Source organism: Pseudarthrobacter sp. B907 (assembly GCF_040137805.1).
GTDB lineage: Bacteria > Actinomycetota > Actinomycetes > Actinomycetales > Micrococcaceae > Arthrobacter.
Genome location: NZ_JBEEQE010000002.1, coordinates 52,044 through 71,648 on the forward strand (window position 1 = coordinate 52,044; position 19,605 = coordinate 71,648).

Here is a 19,605-nt window from a genome sequence, read left to right on the forward strand (position 1 = left end):
CAATGATTGAATCCCGCGTCCGCCGAGGCAGCATCGCGCTCGTGGACGTGAACTGCTTCTACGCCAGCGCCGAACGCGCCTTCGATCCCTCCCTGGAGGGCAGGCCCGTGGTGGTGCTCTCGAACAACGACGGCTGCGCGGTCACCCGCTCGGCCGAAGCGAAGGCCCTCGGCATCCCCCTCGGGGAACCCTGGTTCAAGATCGCCCCGCGGGCCAAAGAGTGGGGGCTGGTGGCAAAGTCAAGCAACTACGAGCTTTACGGGGACATCAGCGCCCGCGTGATGGAACTCCTGGGCCGCTATTCGGCCTGGTTGGAGGTGTACAGCATCGACGAGGCCTTCCTTGGCGTCCGGGGAACCCCGGAGGAATTGCTTCGGTTGGGCCAGGCCATGAAGACGGCGGTGCGCCGGAATGTGGGCGTCCCGGTCTGCGTCGGCATCGCCGGCACCAAAACCCTTGCGAAGCTGGCCAACAAGTGGGCCAAGCACAACCCGGACTTCGACGGCGTCTGCCATTGGGATTCTGTTCCCGCGGACAGGCGGGAGCACCTGATGGCCCGGCTGCCCGTGATCGAACTCTGGGGTGTCGCCACGCGGCTGACAAAACGACTCAACGGGATGGGGATCCATACCGTGCTGGATCTCGCCCGCGCGGACCCGATCAGAATCAGGGACCGCTTCTCGGTGGTGCTGATGCGGACCGTCCTGGAACTTCAGGGCACCCCCTGCATCCCGCTCGAGGAGGAACGCGTCGGCCGCGACCAGCTGATCTTCAGCCGGTCCTTCGCCACGCCCATCAGCACCGCGGCCGGCATGCGCCAAGTCCTCGGCATCTACGCCCAGCAGGCCAGCGCCCGGCTCGCCAGGCACGAGCTGCAGGCCGCGGTCCTCACCGCCTTCGCCGCGACGTCCCACTACAACCCCCGCGACAGCTCATATCCCTCGGCCTGTGTCAGGCTGCCGATGCCCACCGCGGATCCGGTGCTGCTGGCCCGGGCGTCCTACGCCCTGCTCCCCCGGATCGACGACGGCGTGAAGTACGCGCGGGCGGGCATCATGGTCACGGACCTGCGCCCGACCGCCCGCCAGGCTCCACTGGCTGCCTTTGAGAACCCGCATGAGGAACGCGGCATCGGCCCGCTGCTGGAGGAGGTGAGCCGCAAATACGGCCGGGGCTCCATCGGCCTGGGGCACGCCGGAATCCGCGGCGGACCGGACTGGACGATGAAGCGCGACATGCTGTCCCCGCGTTACACCACCCACTGGGACGAGCTGCCCGTCGTCAAGGCGGGCTGACACCGCCGACCCGCCTGACGGCCGGACACCGGTCCGACGACGGGACAGTGGCGGTTCAGACGGCCGCGCGGACGCGCTGCAGGAAGGAATCCAGGATCCGTCCGGCGTTCTCATGCAGCCGGTCGTCGGCCGCCAGGCGCTGCGGTCCGGCGCCGTGCAGCCTCTCGCCCAGGAAGAGCAGGGCCGCGAGCACTTCGGAGAGTTCTGTGTTTGCTTCCGCGCGCTGGCGCAGGAGCCGCAGATGCGCCGCCTGGAGGGCCGGGCCGGGAGAGCAGGCCAGGTCGCGGTCAAAGAGCCGGCGGCATCGGTCGTAGGCGGAGAGGCCCTCCACCGGCAGTCCGGCAAGTTCGTACGCCGTCACCAGGACCGTCCAGGCCCGTTCGTTAAGCGGCTCCGTCCGGATCGCTGCCTGTGCCCAACGGATCGCCTCGTCATGACGCTCCAGGAAAGTCGCCGTCTCGGCGGCGAAGATCATCGCGGCGACCCGCTCAGCGGAGTGGCGGGTGCGGGCCTCTTCTGCCCAGTCGGCCACGAGTTCGAAGCCGAGGAGCGGTTCGGCGGAGAGTTCCAGGGCCTCGAGCAGGAGCGGATACGCATCGGCTGGGGCCGCGAGGCTGGCCGCGCGGAGCAGACCGCGGAAGCGCGAGAGGTCCAGGTCCACCAGCTGGGGATCCAGCACGTAGCCGCTGTTCGCGGTCCGGAGCGGGCCGGTCTTGGTCTGGCCCGGCTGAATTGCTCGGCGGATACCGCTGACATAGCTCTCCAGCGTTGCCACGGCGCCGTCACTGGCACTTGGACCCCAGAGGATCTCGATCAGGCGGGTTTTGGAGACCGGCGTGCCCAGATTCAGCAGGAGAATCTCAAAAATGTGCCGCGGTTTGCACCCGCCCAGATCCGCGGCAGTGAGTGCCACGCCGTCGCGGCGGATTTCCAAGGATCCAAAAAGTTGAACGGATATCGATGGTGTTGCTCCCGGCAAATTGTTCACGATGTTCTCCGATTTCCCCAGGTAAAACGATTTAAATCGCGTCATTCAAAGGCCGAAGTAGAGACGGAACAGTGCGGACTGAAACCCCTGTTCTAGCCGACCCCTCACAGCCACCGTGACACGATGAACATTGGGCAACAAGCAGGGAAACTACCCGATTTCTGGGGGAATGAAAGACGGGTACGGCTGCCAGTACTGCTGAGTAAGCGCGCGAGAACAGATGCAGGTAATCACGGTCCGGGCCAAGTAGGCAGCACCGGGAAAGAGTGCCGCTTCAAGTATCCTCGGAACGTCACCTGCCACATTCGCGGACTCGTCAACCACGTAGCCGGACGGCGCCCGCGGGGCCCGGAATTGGCCCACGAACGACGCACTAATTGCCGGCAGGGGTGCCGCGGCCTGATTTCCGCCGTCGGATTGCCCTGACAATAAACCACGCCACGAGGGCGGCGACGGCCACGTAAACGGCGTAATTGAGGTACCGGGAATATTGCTCGATCAGCTCGTACTGGGCTCCAAGGAAGGCGCCCAGACCGATCAGGAGCCCGTTCCACAGTCCGCTCCCGGCGATAGTGAAAAGGCTGAAGGTGAGCATGTTCATTTTTTGGGCGCCGGCGGGAAGGCTGATCAGGCTCCGCACGCCGGGGATCAGCCGGCCGAAGAAGATGGCCGGCCGGCCGTGGCGGTCGAACCAGTGTGCGGCCTTCTCAAAATCCTCCCGGTCCACCAGCGGCAGCCGGGTCAGCCAGCGGATGGACCGCTCCAGCCCCAGGCGGGCGCCGAGCCAGTAGAGCAGCAGCGCACCCACGTACGCGCCCAGGGTGCTGGTGAGAAAGACGAGCGCCAGGCTCATGGATCCCTGGCGGGTGAGGAAACCGGCCAGCGGCAGGATGACCTCGCTGGGGATTGGCGGAAAGACCGTCTCCGCCAGCGTGAACAGCCCAACACCCCATTCCCCGAACGCGTCGATGGCCTGGGCAGCGAAGCCGACGATTCCGGTCAGCTCGTGCGCTTGGGACGCTACAGGCACCACGGCGGGCACGGACATCGTTCGGACTCCTCGGGCGCGGCGGAACTCGGGTCATCCCCTACCCTGCCACACCCTCCCCCGCCGGACCGCCATCCACCCGGCCACGACGCCGTCGCCCCGACCGCTTTCCGGCCGGTTCCCCGGCCACGGACCTGCGCTCCCGGGTCGGCGCTATTTCCCTGCAACGGGAGGAAGATTGGATCAGGCAGCAACACGTCCAAAGCCACGAATCCGGGTCACCGGGATAGGGGTTGCACCATGAACACCGGAAATGCGCGCGTCACGCTCCTGCTGGCGGCGGTCCTGCTGGGAGCTGCCGGCTGCGCCCCGGGAGGCGGACCCGCGGCGCCCCCGGCCAACACGGCCGGCCCGGCAACTGCACCTGCAAGTGCAGCTGCCACTATGGCCATCACCATCCGCGACTTCGGCTACGGCGAGCCGCTGCTGGTGCCCGCCGGGGCCGCGCTGACCATAACGAACATGGACAGCGCCGCACACACCGTCACCGCCGACGACGGCTCGGCGTTCGACGTCGACGTCAAGGGCAGCGGCGGCACGGCCACCTTCACCGCACCGTCCAAACCCGGAACGTACACCTACCACTGCAGGTACCACCCCAGCATGCACGGGACGCTGACGGTCCGGTGAGCGTACCAGCCAGCCGCGCCGCGCCGACCCGGGGACGGGGACGAGACGTTGGCCTGCGTGCCCTCACGGCCGTTGCCCTGCTGGTCGATGCCGCGGTCCACCTCCATCTCGCTCCCGGCTACCAGGCCGGCTCTCCGCAGGGCATCGGCCAAGGCACCCTGTTCCTGCTCGAATCCGCGGCGGCCGCGCTCGCCGCGCTGGCGGTGCTGCTGCGCGGCAGCCGGGCCGCGTACGCCTTCGCCCTGCTGGTGGCGCTGAGCGCGTTCGCTGCCGTCGTGCTCTACCGCTACGTGGACCTGCCCGCTTTCGGCCCGTTTCCGGCCATGTACGAGCCGGTCTGGTACTTCGAGAAGGCGGCCAGCGCGGGCGCAGAGGGCGCCGGCGCCGTGCTCGCCGGCGTCGGCCTGGCACGGACGCGTACCCGGTACCGCGCGCCGGCACGCTGACGTCGGCCGGCGCCCTTCCCGGGCCCGTCCTGAACGGTGCGTTGTTAGCATGGGGGCGAGGTGCCCATGGCAATCAGAACACCCGGCCGCGGATCGGCCGACGTCGCGGCCGCCGCGGCCGCCTACTTCGCTGCGGGCGGTTGGCTCGTGTCCGTTCACTCCCCGGACCCACTCGCCGGGCTGGTGGCTACGGGCGCCGGCGCCGCGGTAATGGTCCGCACCGCCGGGTCGATCCTGCAGCGCAGGCCCAGGGTGTGCACGCCGGCGGACCGCGTCACCCTGGTCCGGGCGGTGCTGGTGGCGTGCTGTGCGGCGTTGGCCGCCACCGGCTTCCTCGGCCGTCAGCCCCCGGGGACGCTCCTGCTCCTCCTGGGTGCCACGGCGTGGGCGCTGGACGCGCTGGACGGCCCGGTGGCGCGGCGCACCCGTTCGGCGTCCGAGGCCGGCGCACGCCTGGACACCGAGACGGACGCGGCATTGACGCTGGTGCTTTCCTGCGCCGCCGCGGCCGCCCTCGGGCCGTGGACACTCCTGATCGGTTCGCTGTACTACGCCTTTACCGCCGCCGGCCGGTTCCGCCCCGCCCTGCGGAAGACCCTTCCGCCCTCGCGCGCCCGCAAGGCCATCGGCGCTGTCCAGCCGGGTGCCCTGCTGCTGGCCCTGGCGCCCGGGGTCCCGGCGGATGTGGGGGCGGCGGGACTCCTTGCGGCCCTTGCCCTGCTGCTGTTCTCCTTCGGCCGCGACGCCGCTGCCCTGGAACGGAGGGCGGCTGTGGAACCCGAGGCGGCCGGTACCGCAGTCATCCCCGGCAGCTGACGCGCAGCTGATGGACAGGCGGGTCTGAGGAGACTGAGGAGGCCGCCGGACAAGTGTCCGGCCGCGCACTGGTTGAGGAGAGTGCGCGGCCGGGATCTTTGGCGTTGGACTACAACGTGGGGCCTGCCTCTACTGTGGCCCTTTGCACCTGAGAGGAGCCTGAGGACACCAGGGCGGGGTGAATGGTTGTCGCGGTCCCCGAGTTGCACCATTCTTGGAGCATGGAACACGACGCGCCCGTGGATGGGACGGCGGGTACTGGCCGCGGCCGGACCCGCCCGCCGCGGGGCAGTGCGACCTGGGGCCTGCGGAAGCGGTCGACGGCGGTCGCCGTCGCCGTCGTCGCCCTCGCGCTCCTGCTCGGCAGTGTCGTGCTGCTGGGCCTATTGCAGGCCTCCCTGAGCGCCTCCACGGAATCCGCCGCACGCCGCAAGGCCCATGACGTCATCAGCCAAGTCGAGGACCAGGACATCGCCGATGCCGGGGACTATCTGTTCGCCACCGCCCATGCCGGGCAGGTGGTGCAGATCCTTGATCCCGCGGGCGCCGTTGTCACGGCCTCCGACTCAGCCGTGGAGAAGGTGCCGCTGACCGCCCTGCGGCCGGCGCCCGGCCGGACCCTGACCGAAGAAGTCAGCAGCCTGCCCGGCGTCGACGGCGGGGACGACTTCCTGGTCGTGGCCACCGGCGCCCAGGTGGGACCCACGGCGTACACGGTGGTCGTTGCCTCGACCATCCAGATCCAGGCGGACACGCTGGCCACGGTCGCGTGGTTCATGTTCGGGGCCACCCCGCTGCTGCTCGCGGTGGTGGGGGTCTCGGTCTGGCTGCTCGTCGGGCGTTCACTGCGCCAAGTCGAACGGATCCGCGGCCAGGTCGCGCGGATCAATGCCCAGCGCCTCGACGGCCGGGTGGACGTGCCGCCAACCCACGACGAAATCCAGGCCCTGGCCGTCACCATGAACATGATGCTGGACCGCCTGCAGGCCTCGGACCGGGAGCAGCGGCGTTTCGTGTCCGACGCGAGCCACGAACTGCGCAGCCCGCTCGCCACCCTGAGCGCCGGAGTGGAGATCGCCTCGGCCGATCCGACCGGCGTGACCTGGAACCAGATGAAGTCCGTCCTGGCCGGCGAAACCGCCCGGATGCGGTACCTCGTGGAGGACCTGCTGACGCTCGCCAAAGCCAACGACGGCGGCCTGCGACTGGAGAGCGCCGACGTGGACCTCGACGACGTTGTGGACCAGGAAGTCCGCCGGCTGCGGTCCACCAGCAGCCACAAGGTGACGGCGCAGCTCACCCCGGCGCGGATCACCGGGGACGCCCGGCGGATCGGCCAGGTGCTCCGCAACGTGCTGGACAATGCGGACCGGCACGCCATCTCCCGGATTACGGTCGCCCTCCGCATCAGGAAGGAGGGCGCCGTACTGACGGTGGACAACGACGGCGATCCGATCCCCGCCGCCGACCGGGACCGCGTTTTCCAGCGGTTCGTCCGGCTCGACCAAAGCCGGTCCCGGGAGGGCGGCGGCAGCGGGCTGGGCCTGGCCATCGCGGCGGGCATCATGGAAGCCCACCATGGGACCATCCGGGCCACGAGAAGCCCGTCCGGCGGGTGCCGCTTCGAAATGACCTTCCCCGCCCAGCGGGACGCCGGGTTGACCGCCGTCACGCCCCGCGCTGCTGAGAAGCCCCGGCCGCAGCGCTCCGGTCGGCGCTGAGCAGGTAGCCCATGCCGCGGACCGTCACGAGGGTCTGCACGCCGAACGGGGCATCGATCTTGCGCCGCAGGTAGCCAATGTAGACCTCCACCACGTTGTCGCCGCCGTCGAAGGCCGGATCCCACACGTTGTCGAGGATCTCGGACTTGGAGACGACCTGGTCGTGGCGGCGCATCAGGTACTGCAGCAGCCCGTACTCGCGCGCCGTGAGGCCGATCGTGGAGTCCCCGCGGCGCACGGTCCGGGTGACCGGGTCCAGGGTGAGGGTCCCCAGGGTCAGCACCACCGGCCGCTCGGGGGCGCCCCGGCGCACCAGCGCCCGGACCCGTGCCACCAGCACCAGAAAGCTGAACGGCTTGGTGAGGTAGTCGTCCGCGCCCAGATCGAAGGCGTCGGTCTCGTCGTACTCCCCGTCTTTCGCGGTGAGCATCAGCACCGGGGTCCAGATACTGCGGGCCCGCAATTCCCGCAGCACGTCGTAGCCGTTCTTGAGCGGCAGCATCAGATCCAGCAGGATCACGTCGTAGCTGTTTTCGGTCGCCGCGGATAGCCCGCTCACGCCGTCGTGCATGACGTCGACGACGAACCCCTCGTTGCTCAGACCGCGGCGGACCGTTTCGGCGAGCGCCGCCTCGTCCTCCACCATCAGGATCCTCACGGCTGCCCCGGCTCCTTGGTCCGGGCCCGGCTGGGCTGCACCCGCGGCGGTTCGCCCGGCATCTTCGGGAAGTCCGGCGGGAAGGGAAGCTCGCCGTGGCCCGCGGCCAGGTCCCGTTCCCACCACCCGAGCAGGGCGTCGAGCGAGCCCGGGCTGGTATGCATGCCAGCCCAGGGATCCCCGGTGGCCTGGAGCCGGCCGGGGACGGTCGCGACGGTGAACTGCAGGGGGTCCGCGCCGTCCAGCTCGTCCCAGTCCAGCGGGCAGGACACGGTGGCGGCAGGCAGCGCCCGCGGGCTGTAGGCTCCGGCGATGGTGCGGTCGCGGTTGGCCTGGTTGTAGTCCACAAAGACTTTGGCACCGCGTTCTTCCTTCCACCAGGCGGTGGTGACCTGTTCCGGCATCCGGCGTTCAAGTTCGCGCGCGGCGGCGATGACGGCGTGCCGGACCTCGAGGAATTCGTGGGCCGGCTCGATCGGGGCGAAGACGTGCAGCCCGCGGTTGCCGGAGGTCTTGATGAAGGCTGTCAGTCCTGCCTCGGCCAGCACCCGGCGCAGTTCCCGGGCGGCGGGCACGGCGTCCTTGAACCCGGTGCCGGGCTGCGGATCCAGGTCGATCCGCAGCTGGTCCGGGTTGTCCGGGTTTGAGGCCCGGGACGCCCAGGGGTGGAAGACCACGGTGTTAATCTGGACCGCCCACACGGCAGCGGCAATCTCGTCGATCACCAGCTGGGGGTGGGAGCGGCCGCTCGGGTAGACCACGTCTACCGCCCGCACGAAGTCAGGGGCGCCCTTGGGCGGGTTCTTCGAAAAGAACTGCTCGCCGTCGACGTTGCCGGAGAACCGTTGCAGCGTAATGGGCCGGTCACCGTTGGCTTCCAGGAAGGCATCCCCGACGGCGATCATGTAATGGGCCAGGTCCAGCTTGCTCAGGCCCGCCGCGGGCCAGAGCAGCCTGCTGGGACTGGAGATCCTGAGTTCCCTGCTGCCATCCGGTCCCTCAACGGAAACCGTGGTTTCTTCCCGCGCCATGAGGACAAGCTACCCCGGGGCGCCGTCCTGTGAAAGGGAGGCTGCAGCGTCAGGGGCGGCGGACGGTCTTGTAGATTTCGAACCAGGCCACGCCGGCGGCACCTGCCGCCACCGCCAGCAGCCAGTCCCCCGGCGCCAGCGGTCCCAGATCGAAGGCGCCGCGCAGCCCGGGGACGCTGAGCAGCACCACCAGCAGCAGGGCCGCGCCGCCGACCACCCACTTCAGCGTGCGGTTGCGGCGCTCGCGGAAAGTGCGCCACACCGGCAGCCGCCAGGACCGGTTCACAAGGATCAGCGCGAGGTTGCCGATGACGAGGGTGGCGAAGGCGACCGAGCGGATCACGTCGTCGGGCTGCCCGGCGCCGAGGTTCCAGAGGTAGACGCCGACGACGGCGGCGAGCACGGAGAGCCCCTGGCAGGCGGCGATGGCGAGCACCCGGGGCCCGAAGATCCCCTGGCCGGCTGTGCGCGGCGGCTGGTCCATGATCGCCGGGTCGATCTCCTCGGCTTCGAAGACCACGGAGCAGGCCGGGTCGATGATGAGTTCGAGGAAGGCGATCTGGACCGGCAGCAGCACCAGCGGCCACTCGCTGACGAAGACCGGCAGCAGGGACATGCCCACAATCGGGACGTGCACGGCGATGGTGTACGCGAGGGCCTTGCGCAGGTTGTCGAAAATGCCGCGGCCCTGGCGGATGCCGCCGGCGATCGAGCTGAAGTCGTCGTCGGTGATGACCAGGTCGGCGGACTCGCGGGCCACGTCGGTGCCGCGCGCGCCCATGGCAATGCCGATGTCCGCCGCGCGCAGGGCCGGGGCGTCGTTGACGCCGTCGCCGGTCATGCCGACAACGTCGCCGTTGGCTTTGAGGGCGCGGATGAGCCGCAGTTTCTGCTCCGGCACCATCCGGGCGAAGACGCTGACACTGCGGATGCGCCGGGCGAGTTCCGCGTCCGTCATGGCCTCCAGTTCGGGGCCGGTGATGACGCCAGCCCCGTGGTCCAGGCCGATTTCGCGGGCGATCGCCTGGGCGGTGCCGGGGTAGTCTCCCGTGATCATCACGGTGCGGACGCCGGCGCGGGCGCAGGCCGCGACGGCGTCGGCCGCGCCGGGCCGCAGCGGATCGTGCAGGCCCACCAGGCCCAGGTACTCGAAGTCGAAATCGAGCTGGCGTGAGGGCAGCTGCCCGGCCCGGTCAAAGGCGGCGCGCACCACGGCGAGGACCCGCTGGCCGCTGGCGGTGGCCCTTTCCACGTCCGCCATCAGGGCCGCGCGCCGGTCCGGGTCAAGGCGGCACAGTGTGGCGATCGCTTCCGGGGCGCCCTTGGCGGCCACGACGTAGTGGCTTCCGTCGGGGGCGCGCCAGACGTGCGAGAGGGCCAGCAGGGCCTCGGAGAGCGGGTATTCCCGGATTAGTTCCCAGTCGGCGTGCAGGTGCCCGGAGCCGTTGAGGTACCGGGCGCCCACGGCCTTGAAGGCCTTGTCCATCGGGTCGAAGGGGTCCACCGGGGAGGCCAGCACACCGAATTCGGCGATGGTGTGGAAGGCCTCGGGCAGCGGCCCGTCATCGAGGGTGTGGCTCCGGGCACCGACCACCAGTTGGCGCACGGTCATGCTGTTCAGCGTCAGGGTGCCGGTTTTGTCCACGCAGATGACGGTCGCCGAACCGAGGGCTTCAATAACCGGTGACCGCCGGGTCAGGACGTGTTTTTGCGACATCCGCCAGGCCCCGAGGGCCAGGAACACGGTCAGCACCACCGGGAACTCCTCGGGGAGCATCGCCATCGCGGTCGCGATCCCGGCCAGCAGGCCCTCCAGCCAGTTTCCGCGGGTCAGCCCGTACACCGTGACGACGACGGCGGCGGCCGCGAGTCCGAACACGGCCAGGTAGCGGACCAGCCGGTCGATTTCGCGCTGCAGCGGCGTGGGCTCCTCCTCGATCGATCGCAGCGCGGTGCCGATCCGGCCGAGTTCCGTTCCCGCCCCGACCGCCTTGACGCGGGCCAGGCCGTGGCCCTTGACCACCAGGGTGCCGGAGAAGATCCAGGGCGTCGCGTCCCCGCCGGGGCGGCCCATCGCCTCGTCCGCCGTGCCGGGCTTCCCCGGGGTCTTGCGCACCGGAACGGACTCCCCCGTCAGGGCGGACTCGTCCGCCGAGAAGTTCCTGGCCTCGAGCAGCAACGCGTCGGCCGGGACCCGGTCCCCCTCGGCCAGCAGGGCGACGTCCCCCCGCACCACGTCACGTCCGGCGATGCGCACCTGCTCCCCGTCGCGGAGCACGAGCGCGCGCGGCGAGGACAGGTCCCGGAGCGCCGCGAGGGCGTTCTCCGTCTTGCGCTCCTGGTAGATGGAGATGCCGATCACCACAACGACGAAGGACATCAGGAGCACGCCGTCGAGCGGTTCAGCGAGGAGGAAGTTCACCGTGCCGGCGCCGAGCAGGAGCAGCAGCATGGGCTGGCGGATCACGGCCCAGGCCTGCTGCAGGAGGTTCCGCGGTTTGGCAGTCGGGAGCTCGTTCGGCCCCTCGGCCGCCAGCCGCCGGGCCGCCTCCGCCGCGGAGAGCCCCTCCGCGACGGCGGCGCCGGGTTCGGGTGCCATCAGAGCCAGGCGCTCCGGCGCAGCGGTGGCTCGGTTCCGCCGGCACGTTGCACCAGGACCTGGTTGACGCCGGTGGTGCCGGCCTCGAATCCCAGCGCGCTGGCCGCCATGTAGAGCCGCCAGACCCGGGCCCGGCCCAGGCTGCTGGCCTGCACGGCCTCGTCCCAGTGGGTCTCCAGGTTGTGCACCCAGGCGCGCAGGGTCAGCGCGTAGTGCGGGCGCAGGGCCTCGACGTCGAGCACCTCCAGGCCGCCGCCCTCCAGGGCGCCGATCATCTCGGCCAGGCTCAGCATCTCGCCGTCCGGGAAAACGTAGCGCGGGATAAACGAATCGGGATCCGGGTCGGTCGGGCCGGCGTTCCAGGAGATGGCGTGGTTCAACAGCCGGCCGCCGGGGCGCAGCAGCCCGTGCAGCAGGGAGGCGTAGTGGCCGATCTGTTCGCGGCCCACGTGCTCGGACATGCCGATGGAGCTGATCGCATCGAAGGGACCGTCGTCCACGTCGCGGTAGTCCTGGGTCCGGATCTCCACGCGGTCCGTCAGCCCGGCGTCCGCCACCCGCTTGCGCGCCAGTTCGGCTTGTTCGTTGGAGAGCGTGATGCCGACGACGTCGGCGCCGTAGTTCCGGGCGGCGTGCAGGGCGAAGCTGCCCCAGCCGCAGCCGACGTCCAAGACCCGCATTCCGGGCCGGAGCCCGAGCTTGCGGCAGACCAGGTCCAGTTTTGCCTGCTGAGCCGCGTCGAGCCCGGTTTCCGGGCTGTCCCAGACGGCGCAGGAGTAGACCAGGGACGGGCCGAGCACGAGGGAGTAGAAACGGTTGCCGACGTCGTAGTGGTGCGAGATGGCGGCGGCGTCGCGCTTCCGGGAGTGGCGGCGGCCCTTGCGCGCGACGCGGGCCTCTTCCGGCGGCGGCGCCGGGTTGGGGCCGAGCGCGCCGAGGCGCACCGCGGTGCCGGCCAGGAGTCCGAGGTCCCGGAGCGCGGGCCGCCGGAACGGCCCCGGTTCGGCGAACTTCCCCGCCGAGCTGAGCGCGGCGAAACTGGCGAAGATGTCGCCGGGGGCCTCGATGTCGCCGGCCACGTAGGCCCGCGCCAGGCCCAGCTGCCCGGGCGAGAAGAGGATCCGCCGCAGCGCCCGGCGTGAGTGGAACACCACCAGCGGCGCTCCCTCCGGCCCGGCTTCCGAGCCGTCCCAGGCGCGGAGACGGAGCGGGATGTCCCTGGTGCCGAGCACAATGGCCAGCGCCCCGGCGAGCCGCGGCGCGGCCCCAGCAGTAGTCGACATGCTTCTTTCCTTTCAGCCGGCAGCTTGCCCCAGCCCCAATCTATGGCCAACCGGCGCGCCCGGACAGGGGCCGGACGTCCCGGAAGCGCCGGCCGCGAACCGCCGGCGGGCCGCACGGCGGTCCGCTCTGGTGCTCGCCGCGGCCGGTGGTTAGGGTGGCTCACATGGCTGAGGCTTTTTCGTCCCTCGTGGACGCATTCAGGAATGTCGGGGTGTCCCGCGCGTACGGCGAGCCCGTGCAGCTCGGCGGCGAGGAACTCATCCCCGTGGCGCTGGTGTCCTTCGGCTTTGGCGGCGGCAGCGCGCCCGCCTCGGACGGCGCCCCGGCGGGGGCAGGCGGCGGGGGCGGCGGCTTCGTCCTGCCGCTGGGGGTATACGTCCCCGGCAAGGGCGGCGGCACCGTATTCCGGCCGAACCCCCTCGCCGTGCTGATGGGCCTGGTGCCGGTGGTCTGCGCCGTGGGGTTGTCCCTGCGCGGGATCCTGCATGGCCGCCGCTGAACTTCCGATCAGCATCGACGTCGGCGACACGGTTGTCTCGGCGGTCTATGCCCGCCCCGCGGATACCCGCGCGACCCTGGTGGTGGCCCACGGCGCCGGCGCTGGGATGGAGCACCCGTTCCTGCGCGGATTCACCGGAGCCCTGAACGACGCCGGCGTCGCCACCCTGCGCTTCAACTTCCCGTACCGCGAGGCGGGCCGGAAGTTCCCGGACCGTCCGCCGGCCGCGATCGCCGCCTGGCGCGCCGCCATGGACGCGGCCGCCGTCCGTGCCGAGGGTGAACCGCTCTGGGCCGCCGGCAAGTCCTTCGGCGGCCGGATGGCGTCGATGGCCGTGGCGGAGGGCATGCCCGCGGCGGGGCTGATCTACCTGGGCTATCCGCTGCATCCGCCGGGCAAACCGGAGAAGCTCCGCGACGAGCATCTCTACGGGCTCACCCTCCCGATGCTGTTCCTCCAAGGCAGCAGGGACACTTTCGCCACCCGGGAGCTGCTGGAATCCGTGGTCACACGCATCGGAGCCACCGCAACGCTTCAGTGGCGTGAAGGCGGAGACCATTCCTTCGCCGTGGCCGGGAGGAAGCGGGCGCCGGAGGAGATCGGGGCGGACCTGGCGGCTGCAGCAGCGGATTTTATCCGGCAGCACAGCCCCTGATTCCCGGGCGGTGGTTCCCATCCCGGCGGCCACGCTGAATGATGGTGCCCATGAGCAAACCATATGAAGCCTCCCGCCGCGTCGAATCCGATAACCCCGAGGCAGTCGTCACTGCCGTCCGTGAGGCCACCAGCGAGCTCCGCGACGAGCTGCAGCGCGACGGGATCGACGTCAGCTTCCAGGACCTGGCCCTGCTGGGCCATTCGGAATCCTGGGACGGGGAGGGCCAGCGCTGGGTCCATGTGGCCTGGGACGGCACCGAGGCCGGGTAGGGCCGCCGACTGTTCCGTATGACACGCACCGGGCATATCATCCCGTCATGAGCGCCAAGCTATTTGCCTACCTCAGCTACCCGGATGCCCCGGCCGCTCTGGAGTGGATGGAGCGGGTCGGGTTCACCGTCGTCCGCCGCCAGGACGGGGATGCCGGCCGGGTCATCCACGCGGAAGTCCGCCTTGGCGATGCCGTCCTGATGGTGGCCAGCAACGACGCCGACTACCAGCGGCCCGGGCTGCTCGGCCAGTCGACTGGACAGGGCCTGTACCTGCTGCTGGACGACGTCGACGGCTTCTACCGCGATGCCCTCGCCGCCGGGGCAACGAGTGTGATTGAACCCGAAAGCACCGAATGGGGTGCCCGGCGGGCGCGGGTCCTGGACCCGCAGGGACAGGAGTGGAGTGCCGGGACGTATGAACCCGGCGTTGCCTGGGATTGACCCGAAGGGACCCTCGGGGCAGTGACGCTTACATCCTGCTCTTGACCTTGGCGGTCGCTGGCGCGGTCCAGGGATCCTCCGGCCACGGGTGCTTCGGGTAGCGGCCGCGCATCTCCGCCCGGACCTGCGCGTAGGGCCCGGACCAGAAGGACGCCAGGTCATCGGTCACCGCCAGCGGCCGCCTGGCCGGCGAGAGCAGGTGGAACAGCACCGGGACCCGGCCGTCCACCAGCCGCGGCGTCCGGTCCCAGCCGAAGACCTCCTGCAGCTTGACCGCGACAACGGGCCGGCCGCCGTCGTCCGCCTCCGGATAATCGATCCGGATCCGCGAGCCGCTCGGCACCGCGAGCGTCTCCGGCGCCAGCTCCCCCAGCCGGGAAGCTTCCGGCCAGGGCAGCAGCCGGCGCAGCGGCTCGGCCAGGCCGATGCTGCCGGTGGCGGCTCCGCCGGCCAGGGCCTCGAGTTCCGGGGCGAGCCACTCGTCCAGCCGGGCCAACAGGGCCGGCTCCGACACATCGGGCCAGGGGTCCCCCAGCTCGCGGCGCAGCAGGGCCAGGCGACGGCGCAGGGCGTCCGCCGCCGTCGACCAGCCGATTGTTTGGAGTCCAGTCTGGCCGAGGGCGCGCGCCACGGCGGCGCGTCCCTCAGCTGCCGACGGCCGGACCGGCGTGGAGGTGAGCACGATGGCGCCCAGCCGGCGCTCCCGGCGGGCGGTGACCCGGCCCTGGCCGAACTGGGCCTCCACCGTGTCGCTGATCAGGTGCCGGGCGGCGGCCTCCGCCGCCCCGGCGCTCAGCGGGGCGGCGGAGCGGATGACGGCTCCGGTGCCGGCCGCGTCCTGCCCTTCGGCGCGCGAGACCTCGGCGACGGCCAGCCACTCATGCCCCGCGAGGCGGCTCCCGGCGGGAAGTCCGGCCCGGGTGCCGGAGGAGAGCAGGTACCGCTCCCCGGCTCCCGGTACCCGGCAGGCCACCCGGTCCGGGAAGGCCAGGGCGACGACGAACCCGGTAGCTTCCGGTCCGCCGGCGGCCACCCCCTTCACCGGCGTGGCCGCGGTGCGGGACTCCGCCGAGCGCGCGATCGCCTCCATCCGCCGCATATCATCGGCCCAGCGCCGGGATCCGGGATCCCGGCCGGACCGCAGAGCGTGCAGGAGTCCGGGCAGATCGGCGCCCGGCGCGCGCTGGCCGCCGGCGACGACGGCCACGGCCTCCGCCGCAGTGCGGTGCCCGACGGCGGCCGCACCGTCCAGCAGTGCGCGGGCGAGCCGGGGGTCGGCGGGGACCCTGGCCAGCGTTTTGCCCAGGTCTGTGGCGAGGCCGGCGGGGCCGACGGCGCCGAGTTCCCGCAGCACGTCGACGGCCTCGTCCATGGCGGCGCGGGGCGGCGCGTCCGGGAGGGCCAGCCCGGCGCCGCCGGGGGAACCCCAGCAGGCCAGGACCAGGGCAGCGGCCGTGAGGTCGGCGACGGCGATCTCTGGGGTCTGGTGAGCCGGGGCGGCGCCGTAGCTCCTCTGGTCGTAGCAGCGCACCACCCGTCCGGGACCCTGCCGGGCGGCGCGTCCGGCGCGCTGGTCCGCGGAGGCCCGGGAGCAGGAGACCGTCACGAGGCCGGTCATCCCGCGCCCGGCGTCGCGCCGCGGTTCGCGGGACAGGCCGGAGTCGACCACCAGGCGGACGCCCGGAACAGTCAGCGAGGATTCGGCGAGCGCCGTGGAGACGATGATCCGCGCGGGGTCGCCGGGGCCGCGGCCGGATACGGCCCGGTCCTGCGCGCGCGGATCCGCCTGGCCGTGCAGCTCCAGCACTTCTGCGCCCACCCGCCCGCGCAGCCGGGCCGCTACCCGGGAGACCTCCCGGGCCCCCGGAACGAAGACCAGCGCGTCGATGTCTTCCCCGGCGGCGAGCGCTGCGGCGTGGGCCGCCGCGGCTGTATCAGCCACATGGTCCAGGAACGACTGTGTCACGCCGCGGGCATCGAGCCGCTGACCGGGGGCCGGCATCCACTGCACGTCCAGCGGGTAGAGCGCGGACGGGCAGCCGACGACGAGGGCCGCGCCGCCGGCGTCGGGCGGGGTGTCCACCAGCAGTGCGGCAAAGCGGGGCGCGTCCAAGGTTGCCGACATCGCGACGAGTGTGAGGTCCCCCCGCAGCTGGCGGACCTCGGCCAGCATGCCGAGCAGCAGGTCGGTCTCCAGGCCGCGTTCGTGGACCTCATCGAGGACCACCGCGCCGGTGCCTTCCAAGCCCGGATCGGCCAGCAGCCGGCGCAGCAGGATGCCGGGCGTCACGAATTCGATCCAGGTTCCGGGGCCGGCCTGGCTGTCGCCGCGCACCGTGTAGCCTACGCGGCCGCCCAGCTTGCTGCCGTCCAGCTCGGCGAGGCGCCGGGCGGCCGAACGTGCGGCGACGCGGCGTGGCTGGGTCACAACGATGCGCTGCGGACGGCTGCCGCCCCCGTGCGGGACGAGGTTGGCCAGCAGCGGAGGCACGAGCGTGGTCTTGCCGGTGCCCGGCGGGGCCTCCACCACGGCAGCGCCGGACGGGGCTCCGGCGCGCAGCAAATCCGCCAGCGTCCCCAGTGAACCGGCGAACACCAGGCCGGCTCCGATGGCCTCGAGATCGAACGGCCTGTGCGCTGGTTGGTTGGCGGCGGGCGTTGAAGTCACCCCCTTATTGTCCCCGCAAATTTGTCGCTGCCCTGCTCACCCCGTAAATGCGGGAGACTGGAACCCTCACAACCACGAAGGCGGAACCATTGATCAAGCTCCAGCAGGACGCCGAAGGCTTTATCCGCATGAAGCGGCATTTCCCCGCCGGCACGCCCGTCACCATCACGTTTGCTGACGGAGCCAGCGAAGAGTTCACCGGACGCCAGCTGAACGCGGCGTACGACGCCGCGCTTGCCGAGTACCGCGCGCTGAACCACCTCGACGCGAAGGGGTTCTCCCGGGCGCCCAAGAAAAAGACCGACTCGGGCAACACGATCGAGTTCGTACCCGTCCACCCCGGTATGGGCAGCTAGCCGGCGGAGCTAATTGCGGCCGTACCCTTCAGCGGTGACGAGATCGCCGGAACAATTCGGCCCGGCATGGTGTTGGCCCCTATTGTGCCCTTGGGCGACATCCCTGCCGGCCCACCCGCCGGTGCAGAACCGTGGCCACCGGGCCACAAGTCCATGGACCTGAACCACTCTCCCCCACGACCGCAACTACTCAACCGACTCTTACTGGAGAAGAATGCTTACCGTAAACGCTTACGCTGCCCCGTCCGCCACCGGGGACCTCGTCCCCACCACCATCGAGCGCCGCGACGTCGGCCCGCACGATGTGCTGATCGAGATCAAGTTCGCCGGCATCTGCCACTCGGACATCCACACCGTCCGCGGCGACTGGGGACCGCAGTCCTACCCGCTCGCCCCCGGCCACGAGATCGCCGGCATTGTCACCGAGGTCGGCTCGGCCGTTACCAAGCACGCCGTCGGCGACCGCGTCGGCGTCGGCTGCATGGTGAACTCCTGCGGCGAGTGCGCCAACTGCCAGGCGGGCGAGGAGCAGTACTGCCTCAAGGGCAACACCGGCACCTACGGGGCCGTGGACCGAGACGGCACCATCACCCAGGGCGGCTACTCCACCCACGTCGTCGTGACCGAAGACTTCGTCGTGCGGATCCCCGAGGGCATCGAACTCGACGTCGCAGCACCCCTGCTGTGCGCCGGCATCACCACCTACTCGCCGCTGCGCCACTGGAACGCCGGACCGGGCAAGAAGGTCGCCGTCGTCGGCCTCGGCGGCCTGGGGCACATGGCCGTCAAGATTGCCCACGCCATGGGGGCCGAGGTCACGGTCCTCTCGCAGTCACTCAAGAAGCAGGAAGACGGCCTGCGCCTGGGCGCGGACCACTACTACGCCACGAGCGACGAGAACACCTTCAGCGACCTCGCCGGCAGCTTCGACCTGATCATCAACACCGTCAGCGCCTCGATCGACATCAGCTCCTACCTGCAGCTGCTGCGCCTCGACGGCACCATGGTGAACGTCGGCGCCCCGGCCGAGCCGCTGCCGGTGAACGCGTTCGCCCTGATTGGCGGCCGGCGCGCCTTCGCCGGTTCCATGATCGGCGGCATCCGCGAGACCCAGAAAATGCTCGACTTCTGCGCCGAGCACCACCTCGGGGCCGAAATCGAGGTCATCCCGGCTGAGAAGATCAACGAGGCCTACGAACGCGTGCTGGCCTCCGACGTCCGCTACCGGTTCGTGATCGACACAGCCACCCTGGCCTAGCCTCCGCGGCGGTTCCCCGCCGCGGTGACGGCTTGTCGCCACGCAAACGGTCCGGCGCTACGGGATTTCCGCAGCGCCGGACCGTTTCCGTGTCGCGGGCCCTCCGGCCCTGCCCTGCAGGGTGGCGACGAGCCCGTTGTCCGACCCTGAGGGCGCGGCCGGGTTCGTCGTCGCCATTGTCTGCCGGGGAGCGGAACTCCCGTCGTCAAGCCGGCGTTTACCTTTCGACGGCCTTCCCGTCGCTTGGATATCACCCTCCGGAAATGCGGCTGCAATAATGCAGGTGCAAGCTGGAAGGGGTCCCGCAGGGTGTCCCGCTGGTTGCAAGAGAGAGCAGGGCTGCCGTGAATCCCTTGATTATCCTGACCGCGCCGACCGGTCCACGCGAGGGCAGCCGGCCGGCCGCGGCGATCCGGCCCATCCGGGCCGACGACCTTCCCGGGCTCGACGCGATGTACCGGGACGCCTACGCCGGCAGCCTGCCCCAGCCTCCGGACCGCGCCGTCGGCTGGATCGACGCGCTGCTCGACGGGGCCGAGGGCCGACACCTTCCGGAGGCCTCCGCGGTCCTGGCCGGGCCCGACGGCCAGCTCGCCGCGGCCATCATCGTCACCGAGCCCGCTTCCGGCACCGCGGAAGCCTGGGATTCCGTGATCGCCGAATTGTTCACCCACCCGGACCACCGCCGGCAGGGACTGGCGGAGGAGTTGCTGGGCCACTGCCTGCATGTGCTGCACTCCCTCGGCCGCACCAGGGTGGCGGTCACCGTGGACAGCGGCAATTCGGCCGCACTGGCGCTGTACCTGTCGAGGGACTTCCGCCGGCTGGCCGACGACGACGGCGACTGAGCCCGCGCGGCCCCCTGGCCGCCGGTCTCCCGGGCCGCCATCCCCGTTCCGGTCCCGCAGCCTTCCACCGCCGCGGAAGCCGGTGCTAGC

Annotated in this window: 19 protein-coding genes; 12 read left to right on the top strand and 7 right to left on the bottom strand. The window is 70.8% G+C overall.

Annotation, left to right across the window (positions count from 1 at the left end):
* Nucleotides 1-2: 2 nt before the first annotated feature.
* A complete protein-coding gene (locus ABLI39_RS01815; protein ID WP_349411651.1) occupies nucleotides 3-1,295 on the top strand; it encodes a Y-family DNA polymerase in 1,293 nt (430 codons plus the stop codon).
* 55 nt (nucleotides 1,296-1,350) lie between these two features.
* Here the strand turns inward: ABLI39_RS01815 and ABLI39_RS01820 are convergent, their stop codons facing one another.
* Together ABLI39_RS01820 and ABLI39_RS01825 are read right to left on the bottom strand one after the other, a co-directional pair.
* Nucleotides 1,351-2,229, bottom strand: a complete 879-nt coding sequence (locus tag ABLI39_RS01820) for an AfsR/SARP family transcriptional regulator (protein WP_349411652.1) — start codon at nucleotides 2,227-2,229, stop codon at nucleotides 1,351-1,353.
* 427 nt (nucleotides 2,230-2,656) lie between these two features.
* Nucleotides 2,657-3,331, bottom strand: a complete 675-nt coding sequence (locus ABLI39_RS01825) for a DedA family protein (RefSeq protein ID WP_349411654.1) — start codon at nucleotides 3,329-3,331, stop codon at nucleotides 2,657-2,659.
* Nucleotides 3,332-3,571: 240 nt separating this feature from the next.
* Between ABLI39_RS01825 and ABLI39_RS01830 the strand changes: the two genes are divergently transcribed.
* From ABLI39_RS01830 to ABLI39_RS01845, 4 genes are all read left to right on the top strand, one after another.
* Nucleotides 3,572-3,961: a cupredoxin domain-containing protein gene (locus ABLI39_RS01830; RefSeq protein ID WP_349411655.1), complete on the top strand. Its 390-nt coding sequence runs from the start codon at nucleotides 3,572-3,574 to the stop codon at nucleotides 3,959-3,961.
* Complete coding sequence (locus ABLI39_RS01835; RefSeq protein ID WP_349411656.1) at nucleotides 3,958-4,407, top strand: hypothetical protein; 450 nt, start codon at nucleotides 3,958-3,960, stop codon at nucleotides 4,405-4,407. The genes ABLI39_RS01830 and ABLI39_RS01835 overlap by 4 nt, the downstream gene beginning before the upstream one ends.
* Nucleotides 4,408-4,473: 66 nt before the next feature.
* Nucleotides 4,474-5,223, top strand: a complete 750-nt coding sequence (locus tag ABLI39_RS01840) for a CDP-alcohol phosphatidyltransferase family protein (RefSeq protein WP_349411657.1) — start codon at nucleotides 4,474-4,476, stop codon at nucleotides 5,221-5,223.
* A gap of 221 nt (nucleotides 5,224-5,444) precedes the next feature.
* A complete protein-coding gene (locus ABLI39_RS01845) occupies nucleotides 5,445-6,944 on the top strand; it encodes a sensor histidine kinase (RefSeq protein WP_349411658.1) in 1,500 nt (499 codons plus the stop codon).
* Here the strand turns inward: ABLI39_RS01845 and ABLI39_RS01850 are convergent.
* Genes ABLI39_RS01850 through ABLI39_RS01865 form a run of 4 tightly spaced genes read right to left on the bottom strand, consistent with a single transcriptional unit; the run spans nucleotide 6,892 to nucleotide 12,515 of the window.
* Complete coding sequence (locus tag ABLI39_RS01850; protein WP_349411659.1) at nucleotides 6,892-7,602, bottom strand: response regulator transcription factor; 711 nt, start codon at nucleotides 7,600-7,602, stop codon at nucleotides 6,892-6,894. The two genes, ABLI39_RS01845 and ABLI39_RS01850, sit on opposite strands and share 53 nt — an antisense overlap.
* Nucleotides 7,599-8,633: a non-homologous end-joining DNA ligase gene (gene ligD / locus ABLI39_RS01855; protein WP_349411660.1), complete on the bottom strand. Its 1,035-nt coding sequence runs from the start codon at nucleotides 8,631-8,633 to the stop codon at nucleotides 7,599-7,601. The genes ABLI39_RS01850 and ligD overlap by 4 nt, the downstream gene beginning before the upstream one ends.
* A 49-nt stretch (nucleotides 8,634-8,682) precedes the next feature.
* Nucleotides 8,683-11,232 carry a cation-translocating P-type ATPase gene (locus ABLI39_RS01860; protein WP_349411661.1) on the bottom strand — a complete coding sequence of 850 codons (2,550 nt, stop codon included), beginning with the start codon at nucleotides 11,230-11,232 and terminating at the stop codon, nucleotides 8,683-8,685.
* Nucleotides 11,232-12,515, bottom strand: coding sequence for a class I SAM-dependent methyltransferase (locus ABLI39_RS01865; protein ID WP_349411662.1), 1,284 nt, complete (start codon nucleotides 12,513-12,515; stop codon nucleotides 11,232-11,234). The genes ABLI39_RS01860 and ABLI39_RS01865 overlap by 1 nt, the downstream gene beginning before the upstream one ends.
* Nucleotides 12,516-12,679: 164 nt before the next feature.
* Here ABLI39_RS01865 and ABLI39_RS01870 point away from each other — a divergent pair, with 164 nt between their 5' ends.
* From ABLI39_RS01870 to ABLI39_RS01885, 4 genes are read left to right on the top strand one after another with little or no spacing between them, the layout of a single operon-like run.
* Nucleotides 12,680-13,015, top strand: a complete 336-nt coding sequence (locus ABLI39_RS01870; RefSeq protein WP_349411663.1) for a spore germination protein GerW family protein — start codon at nucleotides 12,680-12,682, stop codon at nucleotides 13,013-13,015.
* Nucleotides 13,002-13,670: an alpha/beta hydrolase family protein gene (locus tag ABLI39_RS01875; RefSeq protein ID WP_349411664.1), complete on the top strand. Its 669-nt coding sequence runs from the start codon at nucleotides 13,002-13,004 to the stop codon at nucleotides 13,668-13,670. Before ABLI39_RS01870 ends, ABLI39_RS01875 begins: the two co-directional genes overlap by 14 nt.
* A gap of 50 nt (nucleotides 13,671-13,720) precedes the next feature.
* Nucleotides 13,721-13,942, top strand: coding sequence for a hypothetical protein (locus tag ABLI39_RS01880; RefSeq protein WP_349411665.1), 222 nt, complete (start codon nucleotides 13,721-13,723; stop codon nucleotides 13,940-13,942).
* Between the two features lie 47 nt (nucleotides 13,943-13,989).
* Nucleotides 13,990-14,385 (top strand): VOC family protein, encoded by a 396-nt coding sequence (locus ABLI39_RS01885; RefSeq protein WP_349411666.1) that lies wholly within the window; start codon nucleotides 13,990-13,992, stop codon nucleotides 14,383-14,385.
* Nucleotides 14,386-14,413: 28 nt separating this feature from the next.
* Here ABLI39_RS01885 and hrpB read toward each other — a convergent pair whose 3' ends face one another.
* Entirely contained in the window at nucleotides 14,414-17,053 is a 2,640-nt protein-coding gene (gene hrpB, locus ABLI39_RS01890) for an ATP-dependent helicase HrpB (RefSeq protein WP_349411667.1), read from the bottom strand.
* Between the two features lie 89 nt (nucleotides 17,054-17,142).
* Between hrpB and ABLI39_RS01895 the strand changes: the two genes are divergently transcribed.
* From ABLI39_RS01895 to ABLI39_RS01905, 3 genes are all read left to right on the top strand, one after another.
* Complete coding sequence (locus tag ABLI39_RS01895) at nucleotides 17,143-17,409, top strand: hypothetical protein (RefSeq protein WP_349411669.1); 267 nt, start codon at nucleotides 17,143-17,145, stop codon at nucleotides 17,407-17,409.
* Nucleotides 17,410-17,623: 214 nt separating this feature from the next.
* A complete protein-coding gene (locus ABLI39_RS01900) occupies nucleotides 17,624-18,667 on the top strand; it encodes an NAD(P)-dependent alcohol dehydrogenase (RefSeq protein WP_349411670.1) in 1,044 nt (347 codons plus the stop codon).
* 344 nt (nucleotides 18,668-19,011) lie between these two features.
* A complete protein-coding gene (locus ABLI39_RS01905; protein ID WP_349411671.1) occupies nucleotides 19,012-19,515 on the top strand; it encodes a GNAT family N-acetyltransferase in 504 nt (167 codons plus the stop codon).
* Nucleotides 19,516-19,605 lie beyond the last annotated feature (90 nt).